Source organism: Pseudomonas sp. MYb541 (assembly GCF_037479595.1).
Classification (GTDB): domain Bacteria; phylum Pseudomonadota; class Gammaproteobacteria; order Pseudomonadales; family Pseudomonadaceae; genus Aquipseudomonas; species Aquipseudomonas canadensis.
The window spans coordinates 25,461-44,382 of the sequence record NZ_JBBGYS010000055.1; the positions used below are offsets into that span (position 1 = coordinate 25,461).

Sequence of the window (18,922 nt, forward strand, 5' to 3'; positions counted from 1 at the left end):
CTGATGGCCGGCAAAACGCTTTACGACAAGCTTTGGGATTCCCATGAAGTGAAACGGCGCGACGATGGCTCGTCGCTGATCTATATCGACCGTCACATCATCCATGAAGTGACCTCGCCCCAAGCGTTCGAAGGCCTGCGTCTGGCCGGGCGCAAGCCCTGGCGCGTCGACTCCATCATCGCCACTCCTGACCACAACGTGCCCACCACCCCTGAGCGCAAGGGCGGCATCGAAGCCATTGCCGACCAGGTGTCGCGTTTGCAGGTACAGACCCTCGACGACTACTGCGACGAATATGGCATTACCGAGTTCAAGATGAATGACGTACGTCAAGGCATCGTGCACGTGATCGGCCCGGAGCAGGGCGCCACCTTGCCGGGCATGACCGTGGTCTGCGGTGATTCGCACACCTCCACCCACGGTGCCTTTGGCGCCTTGGCCCATGGCATCGGCACGTCCGAGGTGGAACATGTGTTCGCCACCCAGTGCCTGGTCGCCAAGAAGATGAAGAACATGCTGGTTCGCGTTGAGGGCAAATTGCCGTTCGGTGTGACCGCTAAAGACATCGTCCTCGCCGTGATCGGCAAGATCGGCACCGCCGGCGGTAACGGCCATGCCATCGAGTTCGCCGGCAGCGCCATTCGCGACCTGTCCATCGAAGGCCGCATGACCATCTGCAACATGTCCATCGAAGCCGGTGCCCGCGTCGGCATGGTGGCGGCGGACGAAAAGACCGTTGAATACGTCAAGGGTCGTCCTTTCGCTCCGGCAGGCGCGGATTGGGACGCTGCGGTAGAAGCCTGGAAAGACCTGGTCTCCGACGCCGATGCGGTGTTCGACACCGTGGTCGAACTCGACGCTGCTCAGATCAAGCCACAAGTCAGCTGGGGCACTTCGCCGGAAATGGTCCTGGCCGTTGACCAGAACGTGCCGGACCCGGCCAAAGAGGCCGACCTGGTCAAGCGTGGTTCCATCGAGCGCGCCTTGAAGTACATGGGTTTGCAGGCCAACCAGGCGATCACCGATATCCAGTTGGATCGCGTGTTCATTGGTTCCTGCACCAACTCGCGGATCGAAGACCTGCGTGCTGCGGCGGTGATCGCCAAGGGCCGCAAAGTGGCGTCGACCATCAAGCAAGCCATCGTGGTGCCGGGTTCTGGCCTGGTCAAAGCGCAAGCCGAAGCCGAAGGCCTCGACAAGATCTTCCTTGAAGCCGGTTTTGAATGGCGTGAGCCAGGCTGCTCGATGTGCCTGGCGATGAACCCGGACCGTTTGGAATCGGGCGAGCATTGCGCGTCCACCTCCAACCGTAACTTCGAAGGGCGTCAGGGCGCGGGTGGGCGTACCCACTTGGTCAGCCCGGCCATGGCCGCTGCGGCGGCCGTCAACGGTCGTTTCATCGACGTTCGCGAATTGATCTGAGGAATACCCGATGCGTGCTTTTACTCAACACACCGGCCTTGTCGCCCCTTTGGATCGCGCCAACGTCGACACCGACCAGATCATCCCCAAGCAGTTCTTGAAGTCGATCAAGCGCACCGGCTTCGGCCCGAACCTGTTCGACGAGTGGCGCTACCTGGACGTGGGCTACGCCTACCAGGACAACTCCAAGCGCCCGCTGAACAAGGACTTCGTGCTCAACGCCGACCGTTACCAAGGCGCGAGCGTATTGCTGGCTCGCGAGAACTTCGGTTGCGGTTCCAGCCGTGAACACGCGCCGTGGGCCCTGGAAGAATATGGTTTTCGCAGCATCATCGCGCCGAGCTACGCCGACATCTTCTTCAACAACAGCTTCAAGAACGGCCTGTTGCCGATCATCTTGACCGACGAGGAAGTCGACGAGCTGTTCAAGCAGGTGGAAGCCGAAGAGGGCTACCAGCTGACCGTCGACCTGGCCGCGCAAACCGTGACCCGTCCAGACGGCAAGGTGTATCACTTTGAAGTGGATGCGTTCCGTAAGCACTGCCTGATCAACGGCCTGGACGACATCGGCCTGACCTTGCAGGACGGCGATGCGATTGCCGCGTTTGAAGCCAAGCACCGGGCGAGCCAGCCTTGGTTGTTTCGCGATGCCTGATTGGCGGTAACCGTGCGGGCCCCAGCGCGGGCAAGCCCGACTCCCACATTGGACTGCAGTCCAACTGTGGGAGCTGGCTTGCCTGCGATAGCGCCCGTACAGCCACCCCAAAACCCAAGGAAACCACCATGACCACCACCGCCCACACCCAAGTCGTGCAAAAACAATTCGGCGAGCAAGCCTCCGCCTACCTGAGCAGTGCCGTGCACGCCCAAGGCACCGAATTCGCGCTGCTCCAGGCCGAACTGGCCGGGCAGGGCGCTGCACGACTGCTGGATCTGGGCTGCGGCGCCGGTCATGTCAGTTTCCATGTGGCGCCACTGGTCAAAGAAGTCGTCGCCTACGACCTGTCGCAGCAGATGCTCGACGTAGTCGCCGCTGCGGCGACAGATCGGGGTCTGGGTAACATCCGCACCGTCCACGGCGCCGCTGAGCGCCTGCCGTTCGCCGATGGCGAGTTCGACTTCGTGTTCAGCCGTTACTCGGCCCATCATTGGAGCGACCTCGGCCTGGCCCTGCGTGAAGTGCGCCGCGTGCTCAAACCGGGTGGTGTGGCCGCGTTCGTCGACGTCTTGTCACCGGGCAGCCCGCTGTTGGACACTTACCTGCAAACCGTCGAAGTGCTGCGCGACACCAGCCACGTGCGCGATTACGCCGCCGCCGAATGGATGCAGCAGCTCAGCGAATCCGGCTTGCATGTGCGCACCAGCAGTCGCCAGCGTCTGCGCCTGGAATACACCTCGTGGGTCGAGCGCATGCGCACGCCAGAAGTACTGCGCGCTGCCATCCTTGAGCTGCAAAAGGCGATGGGCCAGGAAGTGCGCGATTATTACGAAATTCAGGCCGACGGCACCTTCAGCACCGACGTGCTGGTGGTCTTCGCTGAACGCTGATTGATTTTTCCCGACCTGCCCACGGGCGGGTCGCTTGATGAAATGAGGAACGCATGAGCAAGCAGATTCTGATTCTCCCTGGCGACGGTATTGGTCCGGAAATCATGGCCGAAGCGGTCAAGGTGCTGGAACTCGCCAACAGCAAGTACAGCCTGGGTTTCGAGCTGAGCCACGACGTGATCGGCGGCGCCGCCATCGATAAGCATGGCGTACCGCTGGCCGATGAGACCCTGGACCGTGCGCGTGCGGCCGACGCCGTACTGCTCGGCGCCGTGGGCGGCCCGAAGTGGGACAAGATCGAACGTGACATCCGCCCTGAGCGCGGCCTGCTGAAAATCCGTGCCCAACTGGGCCTGTTCGGCAACCTGCGCCCGGCGATCCTCTACCCGCAACTGGCCGATGCGTCGAGCCTCAAGCCGGAAGTAGTAGCGGGCCTGGATATCCTCATCGTGCGCGAGCTGACCGGTGGTATCTACTTCGGCTCGCCACGTGGCGTGCGTGAGCTGGAAAATGGCGAGCGCCAGGCCTACGACACCCTGCCGTACAGCGAGAGCGAAATCCGCCGTATCGCCCGTGTCGGCTTCGACATGGCCCGTGTGCGTGGCAAGAAGGTCTGCTCGGTGGACAAGGCCAACGTCTTGGCTTCCAGCCAGCTGTGGCGTGAAATCGTCGAAGAAGTGGCCAAGGACTACCCGGACGTCGAATTGAGCCACATGTACGTCGATAACGCGGCCATGCAACTGGTGCGTGCACCCAAGCAGTTTGACGTGATCGTCACCGACAACCTGTTCGGCGACATCCTGTCCGACCAGGCGTCGATGCTCACGGGTTCCATCGGCATGCTGCCGTCGGCGTCCCTGGACACCAACAACAAGGGCATGTACGAGCCTTGCCATGGTTCGGCGCCGGACATCGCGGGCCAGGGCATTGCCAACCCGTTGGCGACGATTTTGTCGGTCTCGATGATGCTGCGTTACAGCTTCAACCTGGCGGACGCGGCGGACGCGATCGAGAAGGCCGTGAGCCTGGTTCTGGACCAGGGCTTGCGCACCGGCGACATCTGGTCGCAGGGTTGCACCAAGGTCGGTACGCAAGAAATGGGCGACGCAGTAGTCGCCGCGCTGCGGAATCTGTAATCTCTCGGGCCCGCTTGCAGTTGTTGCTGCAAGGCGGCCCACTTTTTAACAAGGTGTAGTTGCGATGAAACGTGTAGGTCTGATCGGTTGGCGCGGTATGGTCGGTTCCGTGCTCATGCAGCGGATGCTGGAAGAGCAGGATTTCGATCTTATTGAGCCGGTGTTTTTCACCACTTCGAACGTTGGTGGCCAAGGGCCGTCCGTGGGTAAGGATATTGCCCCGCTCAAGGACGCCTACAACATTGAAGAGCTGAAAACCCTCGACGTGATTCTGACCTGTCAGGGTGGCGACTACACCAGCGAAGTCTTCCCGAAGCTGCGTGAAGCCGGCTGGCAGGGTTACTGGATCGACGCCGCGTCGAGCCTGCGTATGCAGGACGATGCCGTGATCATCCTCGACCCGGTGAACCGCAAGGTCATCGACCAGCAGTTGGACGCGGGCACCAAGAACTACGTCGGCGGCAACTGCACCGTCAGCCTGATGCTGATGGGCCTGGGTGGCCTGTTCGAAGCCGGCCTGGTCGAGTGGATGAGCGCCATGACCTATCAGGCGGCCTCCGGTGCCGGCGCGCAGAACATGCGTGAGCTGATCAAACAGATGGGCGCAACCCACGCCGCTGTCGCCGATCAACTGGCCGACCCGGCCAGCGCGATCCTCGACATCGACCGCCGTGTGGCCGAAGCTATGCGCAGCGACGCCTACCCGACCGAGAACTTCGGCGTGCCATTGGCTGGCAGCCTGATCCCGTGGATCGACAAAGAGCTGCCGAACGGCCAGAGCCGTGAAGAGTGGAAGGCCCAGGCCGAGACCAACAAGATCCTCGGTCGCTTCAAGAGCCCGATCCCGGTGGATGGCATCTGTGTGCGTATCGGCGCGATGCGCTGCCACAGCCAGGCGCTGACCATCAAGCTGAACAAAGACGTACCGATCAGTGATATCGAAGCCTTGATCAGCCAGCACAACCCTTGGGTCAAGCTGGTGCCGAACAACCGCGACATCAGCATGCAGGAGCTGAGCCCGACCAAGGTCACCGGCACCCTGAATGTACCGGTGGGCCGCCTGCGCAAGCTGAACATGGGCAGCCAGTTCCTCGGTGCGTTCACCGTAGGCGACCAACTGCTGTGGGGCGCGGCCGAACCGCTGCGCCGGATGCTGCGGATCTTGCTGGAGCGTTGATCGCTTTGATGTGTTGAAGAAACCCGCGCTCTGGTGACAGGCGCGGGTTTTTTATTGGCCTCACCCCCAGCCACCCGGTAAAGTGCCGCTCCCCCCGCAATGCCCGAGGCAGCCTCCATGACCCAGACCTTTGATATCGCCGTAATTGGCGCCACCGGCACCGTGGGTGAAACCCTGGTGCAGATCCTCGAAGAACTGGACTTCCCGGTGGGTACCCTGCATCTGCTGGCGGGCAGTAATTCCGCCGGCGCGTCGGTGCCGTTTCGTGGCAAGAACGTGCGGGTGAGGGAAGTCGATGAGTTTGACTTCGGCAAAGCACAGCTGGCGTTCTTTGCAGCGGGGCCGGCGGTGACCTTGAGTTTCGCGCCGCGTGCCACGGCGGCGGGCTGCTCGGTGATCGACTTGTCCGGCGCGTTGTCGGCCGAACAGGCACCGCGCGTGGTGCCGGAAGCCAATGCCCATGTGCTCGACGGCTTGGAAAAACCCTTCCGGCTCGGCAGCCCAAGCCCGTCGGCGACCCATTTGGCGGTAGTCCTGGCGCCATTGCGCAGTCTGTTGGATATCCAGCGCGTGAGCGTTACCGCCAACCTGGCGATGTCGTCCCAGGGGCGTGAAGCCGTCAGCGAACTGGCCCGGCAAACCGCCGAGTTGCTGAATATGCGCCCGCTGGAGCCCACGTTCTTTGATCGGCAGGTTGCTTTCAATCTTTTGGCACAAGTCGGCAAGCCGGACGCCCAAGGTCATACTGATCTGGAGAAAAGGCTGATACACGAATTGCGTGCAGTGCTGGAAACTCCATTGCTAAAGATTTCCGCAACCTGTGTTCAAGCCCCTGTGTTTTTTGGCGATAGCCTGACTGTGTCTCTGCAACTGGGCGCACCGGTCGACCTCGCCGCCGTGAACCGCCTGCTCGACGCAGCGACAGGAATAGAGCTTGTGGAGGAGGGGGACTACCCAACGGCGGTGGGCGACGCGGTAGGCCAGGACGTGATCTATGTAGGACGGGTTCGCGCAGGTGTGGATGACCCGGCGGAACTAAATCTGTGGCTGACGTCAGATAACGTACGCAAAGGCGCCGCACTGAACGCCGTGCAGCTGGCGCAGTTGTTGATAAAAGGCCTTGCGTAAAAGATACTTGGCGGCAATTTGTAGATTGATTCTATCCAAGCGCTATGCTTGGCCCCAGGCAGGAAAAGTTGCGCGTCGGTGACCTATCGGCTCGCCATGCCTTATGGCAGCGGTTACCAACCTTCTCGCAGGCCGGGGAGTGTTCAAACAAAGGATGAGGCTATGGTTCAAGTTCGCAAACTGGTGTTAGCAATAGCGGCCGCCTCGGCGCTGTCCTCCGGTATGGCGCAGGCGCTGCAGCTGGGGGAGATGACCCTCAAGTCGAAGTTGAACCAGCCGTTGGCGGTGGAAATCGAATTGCTCGATGTCGGTGGCCTCACGGCTTCCGAGATCACGCCGAGCCTCGCTTCGTCCCAAGCCTTTGTGGATGCCGGCGTTGATCGCCAGGCGTTCCTCGATGACCTGACGTTTACCCCGGTGATCAATCCTAATGGCCGCAGTGTGGTGCGTGTCACCTCCAGCAAGCCGTTGCCCGATTCCTACGTACGTTTCCTGCTGCAAGTGCAATGGCCCAATGGCCGTTTGATGCGCGACTACAGCGTGTTGCTCGACCCGGCCAAATTCGACCAGCCTGCTCCGACGACCGCCGCGCCAGCCCCGCGCCTGGCGGCACCGGCCAGCAGCGCGCCGGCCGCGAGCAAGCCGGCGCAGCACACCACCACCTCCCGCGACACCTTGTGGGAAATTGCCGCGAAGAACCGCAATGGCGGCTCGGTACAGCAGACCATGCTGGCGATCCAGGCGCTGAATCCTGACGCGTTTATCGACGGCAACATCAACCGTTTGAAGACCGGCCAGGTCCTGCGCCTGCCTGATCCCGTACAAAGCACCGCGCTGCCGCAACCCCAGGCGATCGCCGAAGTCAGTGCGCAGAATGCCGCCTGGCGCCAAGGCCGACGCGCCGCCACCAACCCGACGGCGGGCAAGCAGCAACTGGACGCGACCAAGCGCACCCAGGCCGGCAATGCCCCGGCGAGCACTAACGCCAAGGACAACTTGAGCCTGGTTTCTGCCGAAGCGGCCAAGAAGGGGGCCAAGGGCAAGGCGGGCGATAGTGCGGGGTTGAGCGACAAACTGGCGATGACCCAGGAGCAACTGGACACCACCCGTCGCGACAACGAAGAACTCAAAAGCCGCGCAGCAGACCTGCAAAGCCAGTTGGACAAGTTGCAGAAACTGATTCAACTGAAAAACGATCAGCTCGCGCGTCTGCAGGCTGAGAAGGGCGCCCCGACAGCTCCGGCCACGGCGGCAATGCCTGCGCAGTTGGCGGGTGAGCCTGCGGCCGCAGCGGCAGCGCCCGACGTAGCCGCAGCGATCCCTGCACCGGCCGCGCCAGTGCCTGAGCCGGTCAAGGCGGATGCAACGCCTGCCGCCAACGAGGGCAAATTCAACGACCTGCTGACCAACCCTATCGTTCTCTGGGTGATCGGCGGCGCTGCAGCGTTGTTGGCGTTTTTGCTCCTGCTGCTGGGGATACGCCATCGCAACGCCCGTCGCGAAGAGGAAAAACACCTGCGCATGGCGCGGGCCCTGGCGGAAGAGCCAGTATTCACCTCGAACATCGACCAGGACTTGCCGCCAGACAGCTTCGAAGGCCTGGAAGTGCCGCCGCCAAACGTCAAGCTGGCCGCCGCCCCGGTGCCAGCCCCTGCGGTTGAGCCAGCAGTTGCCGTGCCGACCGTCGCTTCCGTGCTGGCGCCTCTGGCGGTTGCCGTGGCCCCGGCGAACTCCAGCGATGCGCTGGCCCAAGCCCAGTCTCTCGTCGACCGTGGTCACCTGAACCAGGCTGCCGACGTGCTGGAGCAGGCGATCAAGCAGGAGCCCAAACGCAGCGACCTGCGTTTGAAGCTGATGGAAGTCTACGGTCTGCAAAACGACAAGGACGGCTTCGTGACCCAGGAGCGCCAATTGGTGGCCAATGGTGACAACCATGCCCAGGTCGAGCAGCTCAAGAGTCGCTTCCCGGCCATGGCCGTGCTGGCGGCGGGTGTCAGTGCGGCAGTGGCCGCAGCTGCCTTGGACGCTCAATACGTCAAGGATTTGCTGGAAGACAAGCCAGCGCCTGCGCCTTCGGAGCCCGAGGCGTTCGACACCGATTTCGACCTGAGCCTGGACGATCTGGAAGAAGCCTCTCCAGCGGTGGTCAAGGACGACCAGCAGACCTTCGAATCGCTCCTGCAGCAGCAGACTGAAGCCCAGGCTGCGCCGGATGACCTGTCGGACTTCGATCTGGACCTGCAGTTGGATGCTCCGGCGTCGACGCAATCCGATGACGACTTCCTCTCTGGCCTGGAAGAGCAGATGAAGGATGTGCCGGCCGTCGAGCCGCCCACCCTGACTCCGGCGGCGCTGGATGACTTCGACCTGCCGGAAGATTTCGACCTGTCCCTGGCCGATGAGCCGGAAGTAACGGCCAAGCCTGATGCATTTGCGTCCGAATTGGACGATGTCAACGCCGAGCTGGACCGTTTGTCCCAGAGCCTGGAGCATCCGCCCATCGAGCCTTCCTTCACCGCAGAAGATGCGGCGAAGGGCGACGATGAGCCGGAATTCGACTTCCTCTCCGGCACAGACGAGGTGGCCACCAAGCTCGACCTGGCCCAGGCGTATATCGACATGGGCGATGCGGACGGTGCGCGGGACATCCTCACCGAAGTGCTGACTGAAGGCGACGAGACTCAGCGCGGCGAGGCCAAGGAAATGCTCGGTCGACTGGCCTGACCGCCAATCGTCAACGCAGCGGCGACCTTCGGGTCGCCGTTTTGCTTTTGTGGGCACCCGCACAAATCGGCATAATGGCCGTCTTTGCGCAACTCATCAGGCTCTCAGTTCTTGGCAAATATAGATAACGCGGCCGCCGAAATGGCGGCCGCAGGCTTTTACCGCATCGCCCTGGGCGTGGAATACAAAGGCTCGCGCTATCGCGGCTGGCAGCGTCAGGCGTCCGGCGTACTGACGGTGCAGGAAACCCTGGAGAAAGCACTGTCGAAAGTCGCTGATTCGCCAGTGTCGCTGATGTGCGCCGGGCGCACCGATGCAGGCGTGCACGCCTGTGGCCAGGTGGTGCACTTCGACACCCAGGCTGAGCGGTCCATGAAGGCCTGGGTGATGGGCGCTAATATCAATTTGCCCCACGACGTTAGCGTCAGTTGGGCCAAGCTCATGCCGGCGCATTTTCATGCGCGCTTCAAGGCCATCGCCCGGCGTTATCGCTATGTGATCTACAACGACCAGATCCGCCCTGCGCACCTCAACGAAGAAATCACCTGGAACCACCGCCCGCTCGACGCCGAGCGCATGGCCGAGGCCGCGCAGCATCTGGTGGGTGTGCATGATTTCAGCGCCTTCCGTGCCGGCCAGTGCCAGGCCAAGTCGCCGATCAAGGAGGTCCATCATTTGCGGGTGACCCGTCACGGCAAGATGATCGTGCTGGATATCCGTGCCGGTGCGTTCCTGCACCATATGGTTCGAAACATTGCCGGGGTGCTGATGACCATCGGCACCGGCGAGCGCCCGGTGGAGTGGGCCAAGGAAGTGCTGGAAAGCCGTGTCCGCCGTACGGGCGGGGTCACGGCGCATCCGTTCGGCCTGTACCTGGTGGATGTGGAGTACCGCGACGAGTTCGAATTGCCGGAACGTTTCATCGGGCCGCACTTCCTCACAGGTTTCAGCGAACTTGGCGGCTGACGCCCGGAAAAGCTTTTGTTACCATCCGGGACTTTCTCGGTCCAATCCCTGGGGTTTCCACGACATGTCAGCCGTTCGCAGCAAGATTTGCGGGATTACCCGCATAGAAGACGCGCTGGCGGCGGTCGAGGCGGGGGCGGATGCCATCGGTTTTGTGTTCTATGCCAAGAGCCCGCGGGCGGTGAATGTGTTGCAGGCGCGGGCGATCATCGCCGCCTTGCCGCCGTTCGTGACCACCGTGGGGTTGTTCGTCAACGCCAGTCGCTGCGAACTCAACGAAACCCTGGATGCCTTACCGCTGGATATGCTGCAGTTCCACGGCGACGAAACCCCGGACGAATGTGAGAGCTACCAGCGTCCGTACATCAAGGCGTTGCGCGTGAAGGCCGGGGATGACATCGCGGTAGCGTGTGCCGCCTATGTTGGGGCGCGTGGGATTCTGCTCGATACCTATGTCGAAGGCGTGCCCGGCGGCACCGGTGAAGCGTTTGATTGGTCGCTGATTCCTGCTGGCTTGAGCAAGCCGATCATCCTGGCCGGCGGGCTCAACCCCGGCAATGTCGGGTCGGCGATAGAGCAGGTGCGACCCTATGCCGTGGATGTCAGCGGCGGCGTGGAGCAGGGCAAGGGCATCAAGGATCACAGCAAGATTCGCGCATTCATGCAGGCCGTGCGCAACAGCAGTGACCGGATGTGACGGCTGGCAGTCTGCCGCCGTCCATAACTACCACTGTGTAAAACAGCCCGGTGCCGCCTGAGGGTGGCCTGGAAACGAAGTGGCAACCCTGCGCTGGCAGGTTGTCTGGAAGGCTGAGGAGGCATGCGGGAAAAGGCCGGTCGAACGTCTGACCCCGTCCAGCATGTGTCATCGCCACATATGAATTTAGCTCAAGGGCATACGCGGGGCTGTGTTCAAGCCACCGGTACTGGAGAAAGAAAGCATGAGCAACTGGTTAGTAGACAAACTGATCCCTTCGATCATGCGTTCCGAGGTGAAGAAAAGCTCGGTTCCTGAAGGTCTGTGGCACAAGTGCCCATCCTGCGACGCGGTGCTGTACCGTCCGGAGCTGGAAAAGACCCTGGACGTTTGCCCCAAGTGCAACCACCACATGCGTATCGGCGCTCGCGCCCGCATTGACATCTTCCTGGACGCCGAAGGCCGCAACGAGCTGGGCGCAGACCTGGAGCCGGTTGACCGTCTCAAGTTCCGCGACAGCAAGAAGTACAAGGACCGTCTGGTCGGCGCGCAGAAGCAGACAGGCGAGAAGGACGCGCTGATTTCCGTCAGCGGCAAACTGCTCGGTATGCCTGTCGTGGTGTCGGCGTTCGAGTTCTCCTTCATGGGCGGCTCCATGGGTGCCATCGTCGGTGAGCGCTTTGTTCGCGCCGCCAACTACGCCCTGGAAAACCGTTGCCCGATGATCTGCTTCGCCGCCTCCGGTGGTGCGCGCATGCAGGAAGCCCTGATCTCCCTGATGCAAATGGCCAAGACCTCTGCGGTACTGGCGCGTCTGCGCGAAGAAGGCATCCCGTTCATCTCCGTGCTGACCGACCCGGTCTACGGCGGCGTTTCCGCCAGCCTTGCAATGCTGGGTGATGTGATCGTCGGCGAGCCAAAGGCCCTGATCGGCTTTGCCGGCCCGCGTGTGATCGAGCAGACCGTACGTGAAAAACTGCCGGAAGGTTTCCAGCGTAGCGAATTCTTGCTGGAGCACGGTGCGATCGACTTGATCATTCCGCGCGGTGAACTGCGTCCACGCCTGGGCAACCTGCTGGCACAAATGATGGGCCTGCCGACGCCTGTGTACGTCGCGCCTAAAGTTGAACCGATTGTCGTGCCGCCGGTGCCTGCAAACCTATGACCCAACGTACCCTGGGCGAATGGCTCGCCTACCTTGAGCAGTTGCATCCGTCCGCCATCGACATGGGCCTGGAGCGCTCGCAACAGGTAGCGGCCCGCCTCGGGTTGGGCCGGCCGGCACCACGCGTGATCACGGTGACCGGCACCAACGGCAAGGGCTCTACCTGTGCCTTTGTCGCGGCGCTGCTGCAGGCCCAAGGGCTGAAAGTTGGCGTCTACAATTCCCCGCACCTGCTGCGTTACAACGAGCGGGTGCAGCTCAATGGTGTCGAAGCCACCGATGAGCAACTCTGCGAAGCCTTCGCTGCGCTCGATGCCGGTCGGGGCGAGATTTCCCTGACTTACTTCGAGATGGGCACCCTGGCGGCGTTCTGGCTGTTCGAGCGTGCGCGACTGGATGTGGTGGTGCTGGAGGTCGGCCTGGGCGGGCGTCTGGACACGGTCAACGTGGTAGATGCCGACCTGGCGTTGGTCACCAGTATTGGTGTGGACCACGCCGACTACCTGGGCAATACCCGCGAATCCGTGGCCTATGAAAAAGCCGGGATCTTCCGCCAGGGCAAGCCTGCGCTGTGCGGCGACCTGGATCCGCCGCACACCTTGCTCGACAAGGTGCGCGAGCTGGATTGCCCGTTTTTCCTGCGCGGTCGCGACTTCAATCTCGAAATTGGTGCGCAACACTGGCAATGGCGTGGGCACGATGCTCGCGGCCAGGCAGTAGAGCTGCGTGACTTGCCGCTGCTGAACCTGCCAATGGAAAACGCCGCGCTCGCGCTGCAGGCCTACCTGTTGCTGGACCTGCCGTGGAATGCCGAGCAGATTGCCGCCACCTTGCTATCGACCCGTGTGGTCGGGCGATTGGATCGTCGTGCGTTCCAATGGCAAGGCAAGCGCCTGAACCTGTTGCTGGACGTGGGGCATAACCCCCATGCGGCCGAGTACCTGGCACAACGCCTGTCGCGTACGCCGCCGGTCGGTCGTCGCCTTGCAGTCTTTGGCTTGCTGGCCGATAAGGACCTGGGCGGTGTGGTTGCACCCTTGCTGGGCAATGTCCAGGCGTGGGCCGTAGCGCCACTGGATACCTCGCGCAGCCGTCCGGCCGCCGAGCTGGAAGTGGCCTTGCAGAACCTTGGTGCGCCGGTGGCGTCGTATGCAAGCGTGACCGCTGCCCTTGAAGCACAGTGCGCCCTTGCCACCCCCGATGATGAGATTCTGTTGTTCGGGTCATTTTATTGTGTTGCCGAGGCGCTCGAGTGGTTGGCCCGGCGCTCCACGGAGGAAGCTGCACATGGCATTACTGGATAGCGCATACAAGCAGCGAATGGTCGGAGCCCTGGTTCTGGTGGCGTTGGCGGTGATTTTCCTGCCGATGTTGTTTTCGCGTCAGGACGAGGAGCGTCAAGTAGTCGTCGAAGCGCCGGCTGCCCCGCAGGCGCCGTCGGTGCCGCAAGTACAGGTTGAACCGGTGGTGGTGCCTGAGCCCCAGGCCTTGCCGGAAGAAGAGCCGGTGCCGAGCGATGCTGAGGTTGCGGCCCAGCAAGCGCCGTCGATGCCGGTTCAGCCGAGCGTGCCGGTGGTCAAGCCTGCGCCTGCACCGACCGTAGCGGCCAAGCCTGCCGCGCCTGCACCCGCACCGAAGCCGGTAGCGCCGCAACCTGCTGCACCGGGCAAGCCGGATGTGGGCCAGAGCCGTATTGATCCGAATGGCCTGCCGATCAGTTGGTCGATTCAAGTGGCCAGTCTGGGCAACCGCGAAGGCGCTGATGCTTTGCAGAAGAAGCTGCGTAGCCAAGGCTATAACGCGTATATCCGCAGCGCCGACGGCAAAAACCGCGTGTTTATCGGGCCGCTGATCGAGCGCGCCGAAGCGGATCGCCTGCGGGACTTGTTGGATCGCCAGCAGAACCTCAAGGGTTTTGTGACCCGTTTCCAGCCTGAGCGCGGCTAATACCGCCAGTCTCTGGTTGGAATGCAAGCCAAATGTGGGAGCTGGCTTGCCTGCGACAGTGGTGGGTCAGTCAACAGTGATGTTGAATGGGCCGGCCCCATCGCAGGCAAGCCAGCTCCCACAGTTGTTCCGGGGTGCGCTTGAAGTCGGATTCGCTCGCCCCAAACTATTGATTTGCAAAGCAGCCGTAATCACAGCTTACCGATAGCCCGACGCTCTGCTAAAATGCGCCGCCTTATCTGTCCGTAGGCTCAAACGTGCCATTTACCTGGGTTGACTGGGCGATTGTTGCAATCGTCGCCATCTCCGCTTTGATCAGTCTAAGCCGCGGCTTCGTAAAAGAAGCACTGTCGTTGCTGACTTGGATCATCGCAGGAGTCGTAGCCTGGATGTTCGGCGGTTCTTTGTCGGTCTACCTGGCCGGATACATCGAGACACCTTCGGCTCGCGTCATCGCGGGCTGCGCCATCATGTTCATCGCCACGCTGCTGGTGGGAGCAATGGTCAATTATCTTATTGGCGAGTTGATACGTGTCACCGGCCTCTCCGGTACCGATCGATTCCTCGGCATGGCCTTCGGCGCCGCGCGTGGCGCGTTGCTGGTGGTCGTGGCGGTCGGGCTGTTGAGCCTGGGGCCGGTACAGCAGGATTCGTGGTGGCAGGAGTCTGTGCTCGTGCCAAAATTTCTATTGGTTGCAGATTGGTCCAAGAACCTCATATTGGGGTGGAGCAGTCAGTGGCTGGCCAGCGGAATCAGCGTACCCGCTGATATACCGTTCAAGGAACACCTCTTACCGGCCAAAACGCCTCAGTAAGCTGTGTTCAGTCAAGATTCATTAAGTAGGGGTTGCGTCGCATGTGTGGCATCGTCGGTATCGTCGGTAAGTCGAACGTCAATCAGGCGCTGTATGACGCGCTAACCGTCCTCCAGCACCGCGGCCAGGACGCTGCCGGTATTGTGACCAGCCACGACGGCCGGTTATTCCTGCGCAAGGACAATGGTCTGGTGCGTGACGTGTTCCATCAGCGTCACATGCAGCGCCTGGTCGGGCACATGGGCATTGGCCATGTGCGTTACCCGACCGCCGGTAGCTCGACGTCGGCTGAAGCTCAACCGTTTTACGTCAACTCGCCTTACGGCATCACCCTGGCGCATAACGGTAACCTGACCAACGTTGAACAGCTGGCCAAGGAGATTTACGAATCTGACCTGCGCCACGTCAACACCAGTTCCGACTCGGAAGTGCTGCTCAATGTGTTCGCCCACGAGCTGGCCCAGCGCGGCAAGCTGCAACCGACCGAAGAAGACGTGTTCGCCGCCGTCACTGACGTGCACAATCGTTGCGTCGGTGGTTACGCCGTTGTGGCCATGGTCACCGGTTATGGCATCGTCGGTTTCCGTGACCCGCATGGCATCCGTCCGATCGTGTTCGGCCAACGTCACACTGACGAAGGCGTCGAATACATGATCGCTTCCGAAAGCGTGTCCCTGGACGTGCTGGGTTTCACCCTGATTCGCGACCTCGCGCCGGGCGAAGCGGTGTACATCACCGAAGACGGCAAGTTGCACACCCGTCAGTGCGCCGTGGCGCCGAAACTCACCCCGTGCATCTTCGAACACGTCTACCTGGCGCGTCCGGATTCGATCATTGATGGTGTTTCGGTTTACAAGGCGCGTCTGCGCATGGGCGAGAAGCTGGCCGAGAAGATCCTGCGCGAGCGTCCTGAACACGACATCGATGTAGTGATCCCGATCCCGGACACCAGCCGCACCGCTGCGCTGGAGTTGGCCAACCACTTGGGCGTCAAGTTCCGCGAAGGCTTTGTGAAGAACCGCTACATCGGCCGTACCTTCATTATGCCGGGCCAGGCTGCGCGCAAGAAGTCGGTGCGCCAGAAGCTCAACGCCATCGAGTTGGAGTTCCGCGGCAAGAACGTGATGCTGGTGGATGACTCCATCGTGCGGGGTACTACCTGCAAGCAGATCATCCAGATGGCCCGCGAAGCTGGTGCGAAGAACGTGTACTTCTGTTCTGCAGCCCCAGCGGTGCGTTACCCGAACGTCTACGGCATCGACATGCCGAGCGCCCATGAGCTGATCGCTCACAACCGTTCGACCCAGGACGTGGCCGACCTGATCGGTGCTGATTGGCTGATCTACCAGGACCTGCCTGATCTGATCGAGGCGGTCGGTGGTGGCAAGATCAAGATCGACCAGTTCGACTGCGCCGTGTTTGACGGCAAGTATGTGACCGGTGATGTCGATGAGGCCTACCTGAACAAGATCGAGCAGGCGCGTAACGACTCGTCGAAGATCAAGACCCAGGCGGTCAGCGCGATCATTGACCTGTACAACAACTGAGTGACAACCGGCCCTGAGGGGCCGGTTTTGTATCTTAAATAAAGAATTGAGTAAGGAGTCGCAGCATGAGTCAGGAATGGGATGCCGGTCGGTTGGACAGCGACCTCGATGGCGTAGCTTTCGATACCCTGGCTGTGCGCGCCGGCCAGCACCGCACCCCGGAAGGTGAGCACGGTGACCCGATGTTCTTCACTTCCAGCTATGTGTTCCGCACCGCCGCCGATGCCGCTGCGCGCTTTGCTGGCGAAGTGCCGGGCAACGTGTATTCGCGTTATACCAACCCGACAGTACGCGCGTTCGAAGAGCGTATTGCGGCACTGGAAGGTGCTGAGCAGGCAGTAGCGACGGCCACTGGCATGGCGGCGATCCTGGCGGTGGTGATGAGCCTGTGCAGTGCTGGCGACCATGTGTTGGTGTCGCGCAGTGTGTTTGGTTCGACCATCAGCCTGTTCGAGAAGTATTTCAAGCGCTTCGGTATCGAAGTGGACTACGTGCCCTTGGCGGATCTTTCCGGCTGGGATGCGGCGATCAAGGCCAACACCAAGTTGCTGTTCGTCGAATCGCCGTCCAACCCATTGGCTGAGCTGGTGGACATCGCTGCGTTGTCTGAAGTGGCGCATGCCAAAGGTGCCATGCTGGTAGTGGACAACTGCTTCTGCACCCCGGCGCTGCAACAGCCGTTGAAGCTGGGGGCGGACATCGTCGTGCACTCGGCGACCAAGTTCATCGACGGCCAGGGCCGTTGCATGGGCGGTGTGGTTGCAGGTCGCAGCGAGCAGATGAAAGAAATCGTCGGCTTCCTGCGCACGGCTGGCCCGACCTTGAGCCCGTTCAACGCCTGGATCTTCCTCAAGGGGCTTGAGACCCTTAACCTGCGGATGAAGGCCCACTGCGCCAACGCCCAGGCTTTGGCTGAGTGGCTGGAACAGCAGGACGGTATCGAGAAGGTGCACTACGCCGGCCTCAAGAGCCACCCGCAACACGAATTGGCCCAGCGCCAGCAGCGTGGTTTCGGCGCTGTGGTGAGCTTTGAGGTGAAGGGCGGCAAAGAGGGCGCCTGGCGCTTTATCGATGCGACTCGCCTGATTTCCATCACCGCCAACCTGGGTGACAGCAAGACCACCATTACCCACCCGAGTACCACTTCCCACGGGCGCCTGGCGCCGCAGGAGCGTGAAGCGGCGGGTATCCGTGACAGCCTGATCCGCATTGCGGTTGGCCTGGAAGACGTGGCTGACTTGCAAGCTGACCTGGCTCGCGGGCTGGCGGCCTTGTGATCGAGTGGTCCATGGAAGCGGCGGCTGCCACTAACGGGCGCGTTGCGCTGGTCACAGGTGCGGCGCGAGGCATTGGTCTCGGGATTGCCGCATGGCTGATCAGCGAAGGCTGGCAGGTGGTGTTGACTGACCTGGACCGCGAGCGCGGCTCCAAGGTGTCCAAGGTGCTGGGTGAAAACGCCTGGTTCATCAGCATGGACGTGGCCGACGAGAAGCAAGTGGCCCAAGGTGTTGCCGAGGTATTGGGGCAGTTTGGGCGCCTGGACGCGTTGGTCTGCAATGCGGCGGTGGCTGACCCGCACAATATCACCCTGGAAAGCCTCGACCTGGCGTACTGGAATCGGGTGCTTGCTGTGAACCTCAGTGGGCCGATGTTGCTGGCCAAGCACTGTGCGCCTTACCTGCGTGCCCATGGCGGTGCCATCGTCAATTTGGCCTCGACCCGCGCCCGCCAGTCGGAACCGGACACCGAAGCCTATGCGGCGAGCAAAGGTGGTCTGCTGGCCCTCACGCATGCCTTGGCGATGAGCCTGGGGCCGGAAGTACGGGTCAATGCAGTCAGCCCTGGCTGGATCGATGCGCGTGATCCGGCTGCGCGTCGGGCCGAGCCGTTGAGTGATGCTGATCATGCGCAGCATCCGGCGGGCAGGGTAGGTACTGTAGAAGACGTGGCGGCGATGGTGGCGTGGCTGCTGTCGCGCCAGGCAGGGTTTGTCACCGGGCAAGAGTTTGTCGTGGACGGTGGCATGAGCAAGAAGATGATTTACAGCGAGTAGGGCGGGTAGCCGTCTTGAAGCAATTTTGTCTTTTTCAGAAAAACTTCAAGCAGGCTATTGACTTAGGTCCGCTACCTGCGTAAATTTCGCGGCCTCAACGAAGCAAAGGGTGATTAGCTCAGCTGGGAGAGCATCTGCCTTACAAGCAGAGGGTCGGCGGTTCGATCCCGTCATCACCCACCACTTCTTGAGAGTTTTGCCCCAGGGCAAGACGCAACGTTAAAGGTTGCACCGACGCGCAGCGGTAGTTCAGTCGGTTAGAATACCGGCCTGTCACGCCGGGGGTCGCGGGTTCGAGTCCCGTCCGCTGCGCCATATTTTCCAGGTCTGATTCGTCGGGCTTGAGATTGAACAACCATGGTTGATCGATCAGATGTTTAAAGACGGTTGAGGGTTTTCACTCAATCAGTCAAGCGATACGCAGCGGTAGTTCAGTCGGTTAGAATACCGGCCTGTCACGCCGGGGGTCGCGGGTTCGAGTCCCGTCCGCTGCGCCATATCTGCCTCAAGGCCCACTGAACGCCTTGAAGCACAAAGCAAGCCTCTGGCTACTTTGATCCGATAGCAAAGACCCTGGTCGAAAGACCGGGGTTTTTT

The 18,922-nt window shown here is 61.6% G+C and carries 16 protein-coding genes and 3 tRNA genes; all 19 read left to right on the forward strand.

Annotation, left to right across the window (positions count from 1 at the left end):
* The first annotated feature begins 3 nt into the window (after window positions 1–3).
* Window positions 4–1,422, forward strand: coding sequence for a 3-isopropylmalate dehydratase large subunit (leuC, locus tag WH299_RS26235; RefSeq protein ID WP_028617121.1), 1,419 nt, complete (start codon window positions 4–6; stop codon window positions 1,420–1,422).
* A 10-nt stretch (window positions 1,423–1,432) separates the two neighbouring features.
* The gene (gene leuD / locus WH299_RS26240; RefSeq protein WP_017256547.1) at window positions 1,433–2,077 is read left to right on the forward strand and encodes a 3-isopropylmalate dehydratase small subunit; all 645 of its coding nucleotides are present in this window, start codon (window positions 1,433–1,435) and stop codon (window positions 2,075–2,077) included.
* 128 nt (window positions 2,078–2,205) lie between these two features.
* On the forward strand, window positions 2,206–2,970 hold the full coding sequence (locus WH299_RS26245) for a class I SAM-dependent methyltransferase (protein ID WP_122725996.1): 765 nt from the start codon (window positions 2,206–2,208) through the stop codon (window positions 2,968–2,970).
* A gap of 53 nt (window positions 2,971–3,023) precedes the next feature.
* Window positions 3,024–4,106, forward strand: a complete 1,083-nt coding sequence (leuB, locus tag WH299_RS26250; protein WP_033901802.1) for a 3-isopropylmalate dehydrogenase — start codon at window positions 3,024–3,026, stop codon at window positions 4,104–4,106.
* Window positions 4,107–4,170: 64 nt separating this feature from the next.
* Window positions 4,171–5,283, forward strand: a complete 1,113-nt coding sequence (asd, locus tag WH299_RS26255) for an aspartate-semialdehyde dehydrogenase (RefSeq protein ID WP_016976627.1) — start codon at window positions 4,171–4,173, stop codon at window positions 5,281–5,283.
* Window positions 5,284–5,400: 117 nt separating this feature from the next.
* Window positions 5,401–6,411 (forward strand): aspartate-semialdehyde dehydrogenase, encoded by a 1,011-nt coding sequence (locus WH299_RS26260; protein WP_028617118.1) that lies wholly within the window; start codon window positions 5,401–5,403, stop codon window positions 6,409–6,411.
* Window positions 6,412–6,573: 162 nt separating this feature from the next.
* Complete coding sequence (locus WH299_RS26265) at window positions 6,574–9,135, forward strand: FimV/HubP family polar landmark protein (protein ID WP_339551736.1); 2,562 nt, start codon at window positions 6,574–6,576, stop codon at window positions 9,133–9,135.
* Between the two features lie 141 nt (window positions 9,136–9,276).
* The gene (truA, locus tag WH299_RS26270; protein ID WP_339551739.1) at window positions 9,277–10,101 is read left to right on the forward strand and encodes a tRNA pseudouridine(38-40) synthase TruA; all 825 of its coding nucleotides are present in this window, start codon (window positions 9,277–9,279) and stop codon (window positions 10,099–10,101) included.
* Window positions 10,102–10,165: 64 nt separating this feature from the next.
* Window positions 10,166–10,798, forward strand: a complete 633-nt coding sequence (locus WH299_RS26275) for a phosphoribosylanthranilate isomerase (RefSeq protein WP_122726002.1) — start codon at window positions 10,166–10,168, stop codon at window positions 10,796–10,798.
* A 244-nt stretch (window positions 10,799–11,042) separates the two neighbouring features.
* Window positions 11,043–11,963 (forward strand): acetyl-CoA carboxylase, carboxyltransferase subunit beta, encoded by a 921-nt coding sequence (gene accD, locus WH299_RS26280; RefSeq protein WP_016976632.1) that lies wholly within the window; start codon window positions 11,043–11,045, stop codon window positions 11,961–11,963.
* The gene (gene folC / locus WH299_RS26285; RefSeq protein WP_339551737.1) at window positions 11,960–13,267 is read left to right on the forward strand and encodes a bifunctional tetrahydrofolate synthase/dihydrofolate synthase; all 1,308 of its coding nucleotides are present in this window, start codon (window positions 11,960–11,962) and stop codon (window positions 13,265–13,267) included. Before accD ends, folC begins: the two co-directional genes overlap by 4 nt.
* Window positions 13,251–13,910, forward strand: a complete 660-nt coding sequence (locus WH299_RS26290; RefSeq protein WP_028617113.1) for an SPOR domain-containing protein — start codon at window positions 13,251–13,253, stop codon at window positions 13,908–13,910. Before folC ends, WH299_RS26290 begins: the two co-directional genes overlap by 17 nt.
* A gap of 257 nt (window positions 13,911–14,167) precedes the next feature.
* Complete coding sequence (locus tag WH299_RS26295; protein WP_028617112.1) at window positions 14,168–14,725, forward strand: CvpA family protein; 558 nt, start codon at window positions 14,168–14,170, stop codon at window positions 14,723–14,725.
* Between the two features lie 41 nt (window positions 14,726–14,766).
* Window positions 14,767–16,272: an amidophosphoribosyltransferase gene (gene purF / locus WH299_RS26300; RefSeq protein WP_015884965.1), complete on the forward strand. Its 1,506-nt coding sequence runs from the start codon at window positions 14,767–14,769 to the stop codon at window positions 16,270–16,272.
* A gap of 65 nt (window positions 16,273–16,337) precedes the next feature.
* Window positions 16,338–17,549 carry an O-succinylhomoserine sulfhydrylase gene (locus WH299_RS26305; RefSeq protein WP_122726008.1) on the forward strand — a complete coding sequence of 404 codons (1,212 nt, stop codon included), beginning with the start codon at window positions 16,338–16,340 and terminating at the stop codon, window positions 17,547–17,549.
* 11 nt (window positions 17,550–17,560) lie between these two features.
* Window positions 17,561–18,325: an SDR family oxidoreductase gene (locus WH299_RS26310; RefSeq protein WP_123474324.1), complete on the forward strand. Its 765-nt coding sequence runs from the start codon at window positions 17,561–17,563 to the stop codon at window positions 18,323–18,325.
* 107 nt (window positions 18,326–18,432) lie between these two features.
* Window positions 18,433–18,508: transfer RNA gene (locus WH299_RS26315), tRNA-Val, on the forward strand.
* 55 nt (window positions 18,509–18,563) lie between these two features.
* A tRNA-Asp gene (locus tag WH299_RS26320) sits at window positions 18,564–18,640 on the forward strand.
* Between the two features lie 105 nt (window positions 18,641–18,745).
* Window positions 18,746–18,822 (forward strand) — tRNA-Asp (locus WH299_RS26325).
* Window positions 18,823–18,922 lie beyond the last annotated feature (100 nt).

Coding starts and splice junctions, on each gene's coding strand:
- truA (WP_339551739.1), top strand. CDS start 9,277: ATGGCGGCCGCAGGCTTTTACCGCATCGCCCTGGGCGTGGAATACAAA.
- leuB (WP_033901802.1), top strand. CDS start 3,024: ATGAGCAAGCAGATTCTGATTCTCCCTGGCGACGGTATTGGTCCGGAA.
- WH299_RS26305 (WP_122726008.1), top strand. CDS start 16,338: ATGAGTCAGGAATGGGATGCCGGTCGGTTGGACAGCGACCTCGATGGC.
- WH299_RS26265 (WP_339551736.1), top strand. CDS start 6,574: ATGGTTCAAGTTCGCAAACTGGTGTTAGCAATAGCGGCCGCCTCGGCG.
- asd (WP_016976627.1), top strand. CDS start 4,171: ATGAAACGTGTAGGTCTGATCGGTTGGCGCGGTATGGTCGGTTCCGTG.
- WH299_RS26310 (WP_123474324.1), top strand. CDS start 17,561: ATGGAAGCGGCGGCTGCCACTAACGGGCGCGTTGCGCTGGTCACAGGT.
- accD (WP_016976632.1), top strand. CDS start 11,043: ATGAGCAACTGGTTAGTAGACAAACTGATCCCTTCGATCATGCGTTCC.
- leuD (WP_017256547.1), top strand. CDS start 1,433: ATGCGTGCTTTTACTCAACACACCGGCCTTGTCGCCCCTTTGGATCGC.
- WH299_RS26245 (WP_122725996.1), top strand. CDS start 2,206: ATGACCACCACCGCCCACACCCAAGTCGTGCAAAAACAATTCGGCGAG.
- WH299_RS26275 (WP_122726002.1), top strand. CDS start 10,166: ATGTCAGCCGTTCGCAGCAAGATTTGCGGGATTACCCGCATAGAAGAC.
- WH299_RS26260 (WP_028617118.1), top strand. CDS start 5,401: ATGACCCAGACCTTTGATATCGCCGTAATTGGCGCCACCGGCACCGTG.
- leuC (WP_028617121.1), top strand. CDS start 4: ATGGCCGGCAAAACGCTTTACGACAAGCTTTGGGATTCCCATGAAGTG.
- purF (WP_015884965.1), top strand. CDS start 14,767: ATGTGTGGCATCGTCGGTATCGTCGGTAAGTCGAACGTCAATCAGGCG.
- WH299_RS26290 (WP_028617113.1), top strand. CDS start 13,251: ATGGCATTACTGGATAGCGCATACAAGCAGCGAATGGTCGGAGCCCTG.
- folC (WP_339551737.1), top strand. CDS start 11,960: ATGACCCAACGTACCCTGGGCGAATGGCTCGCCTACCTTGAGCAGTTG.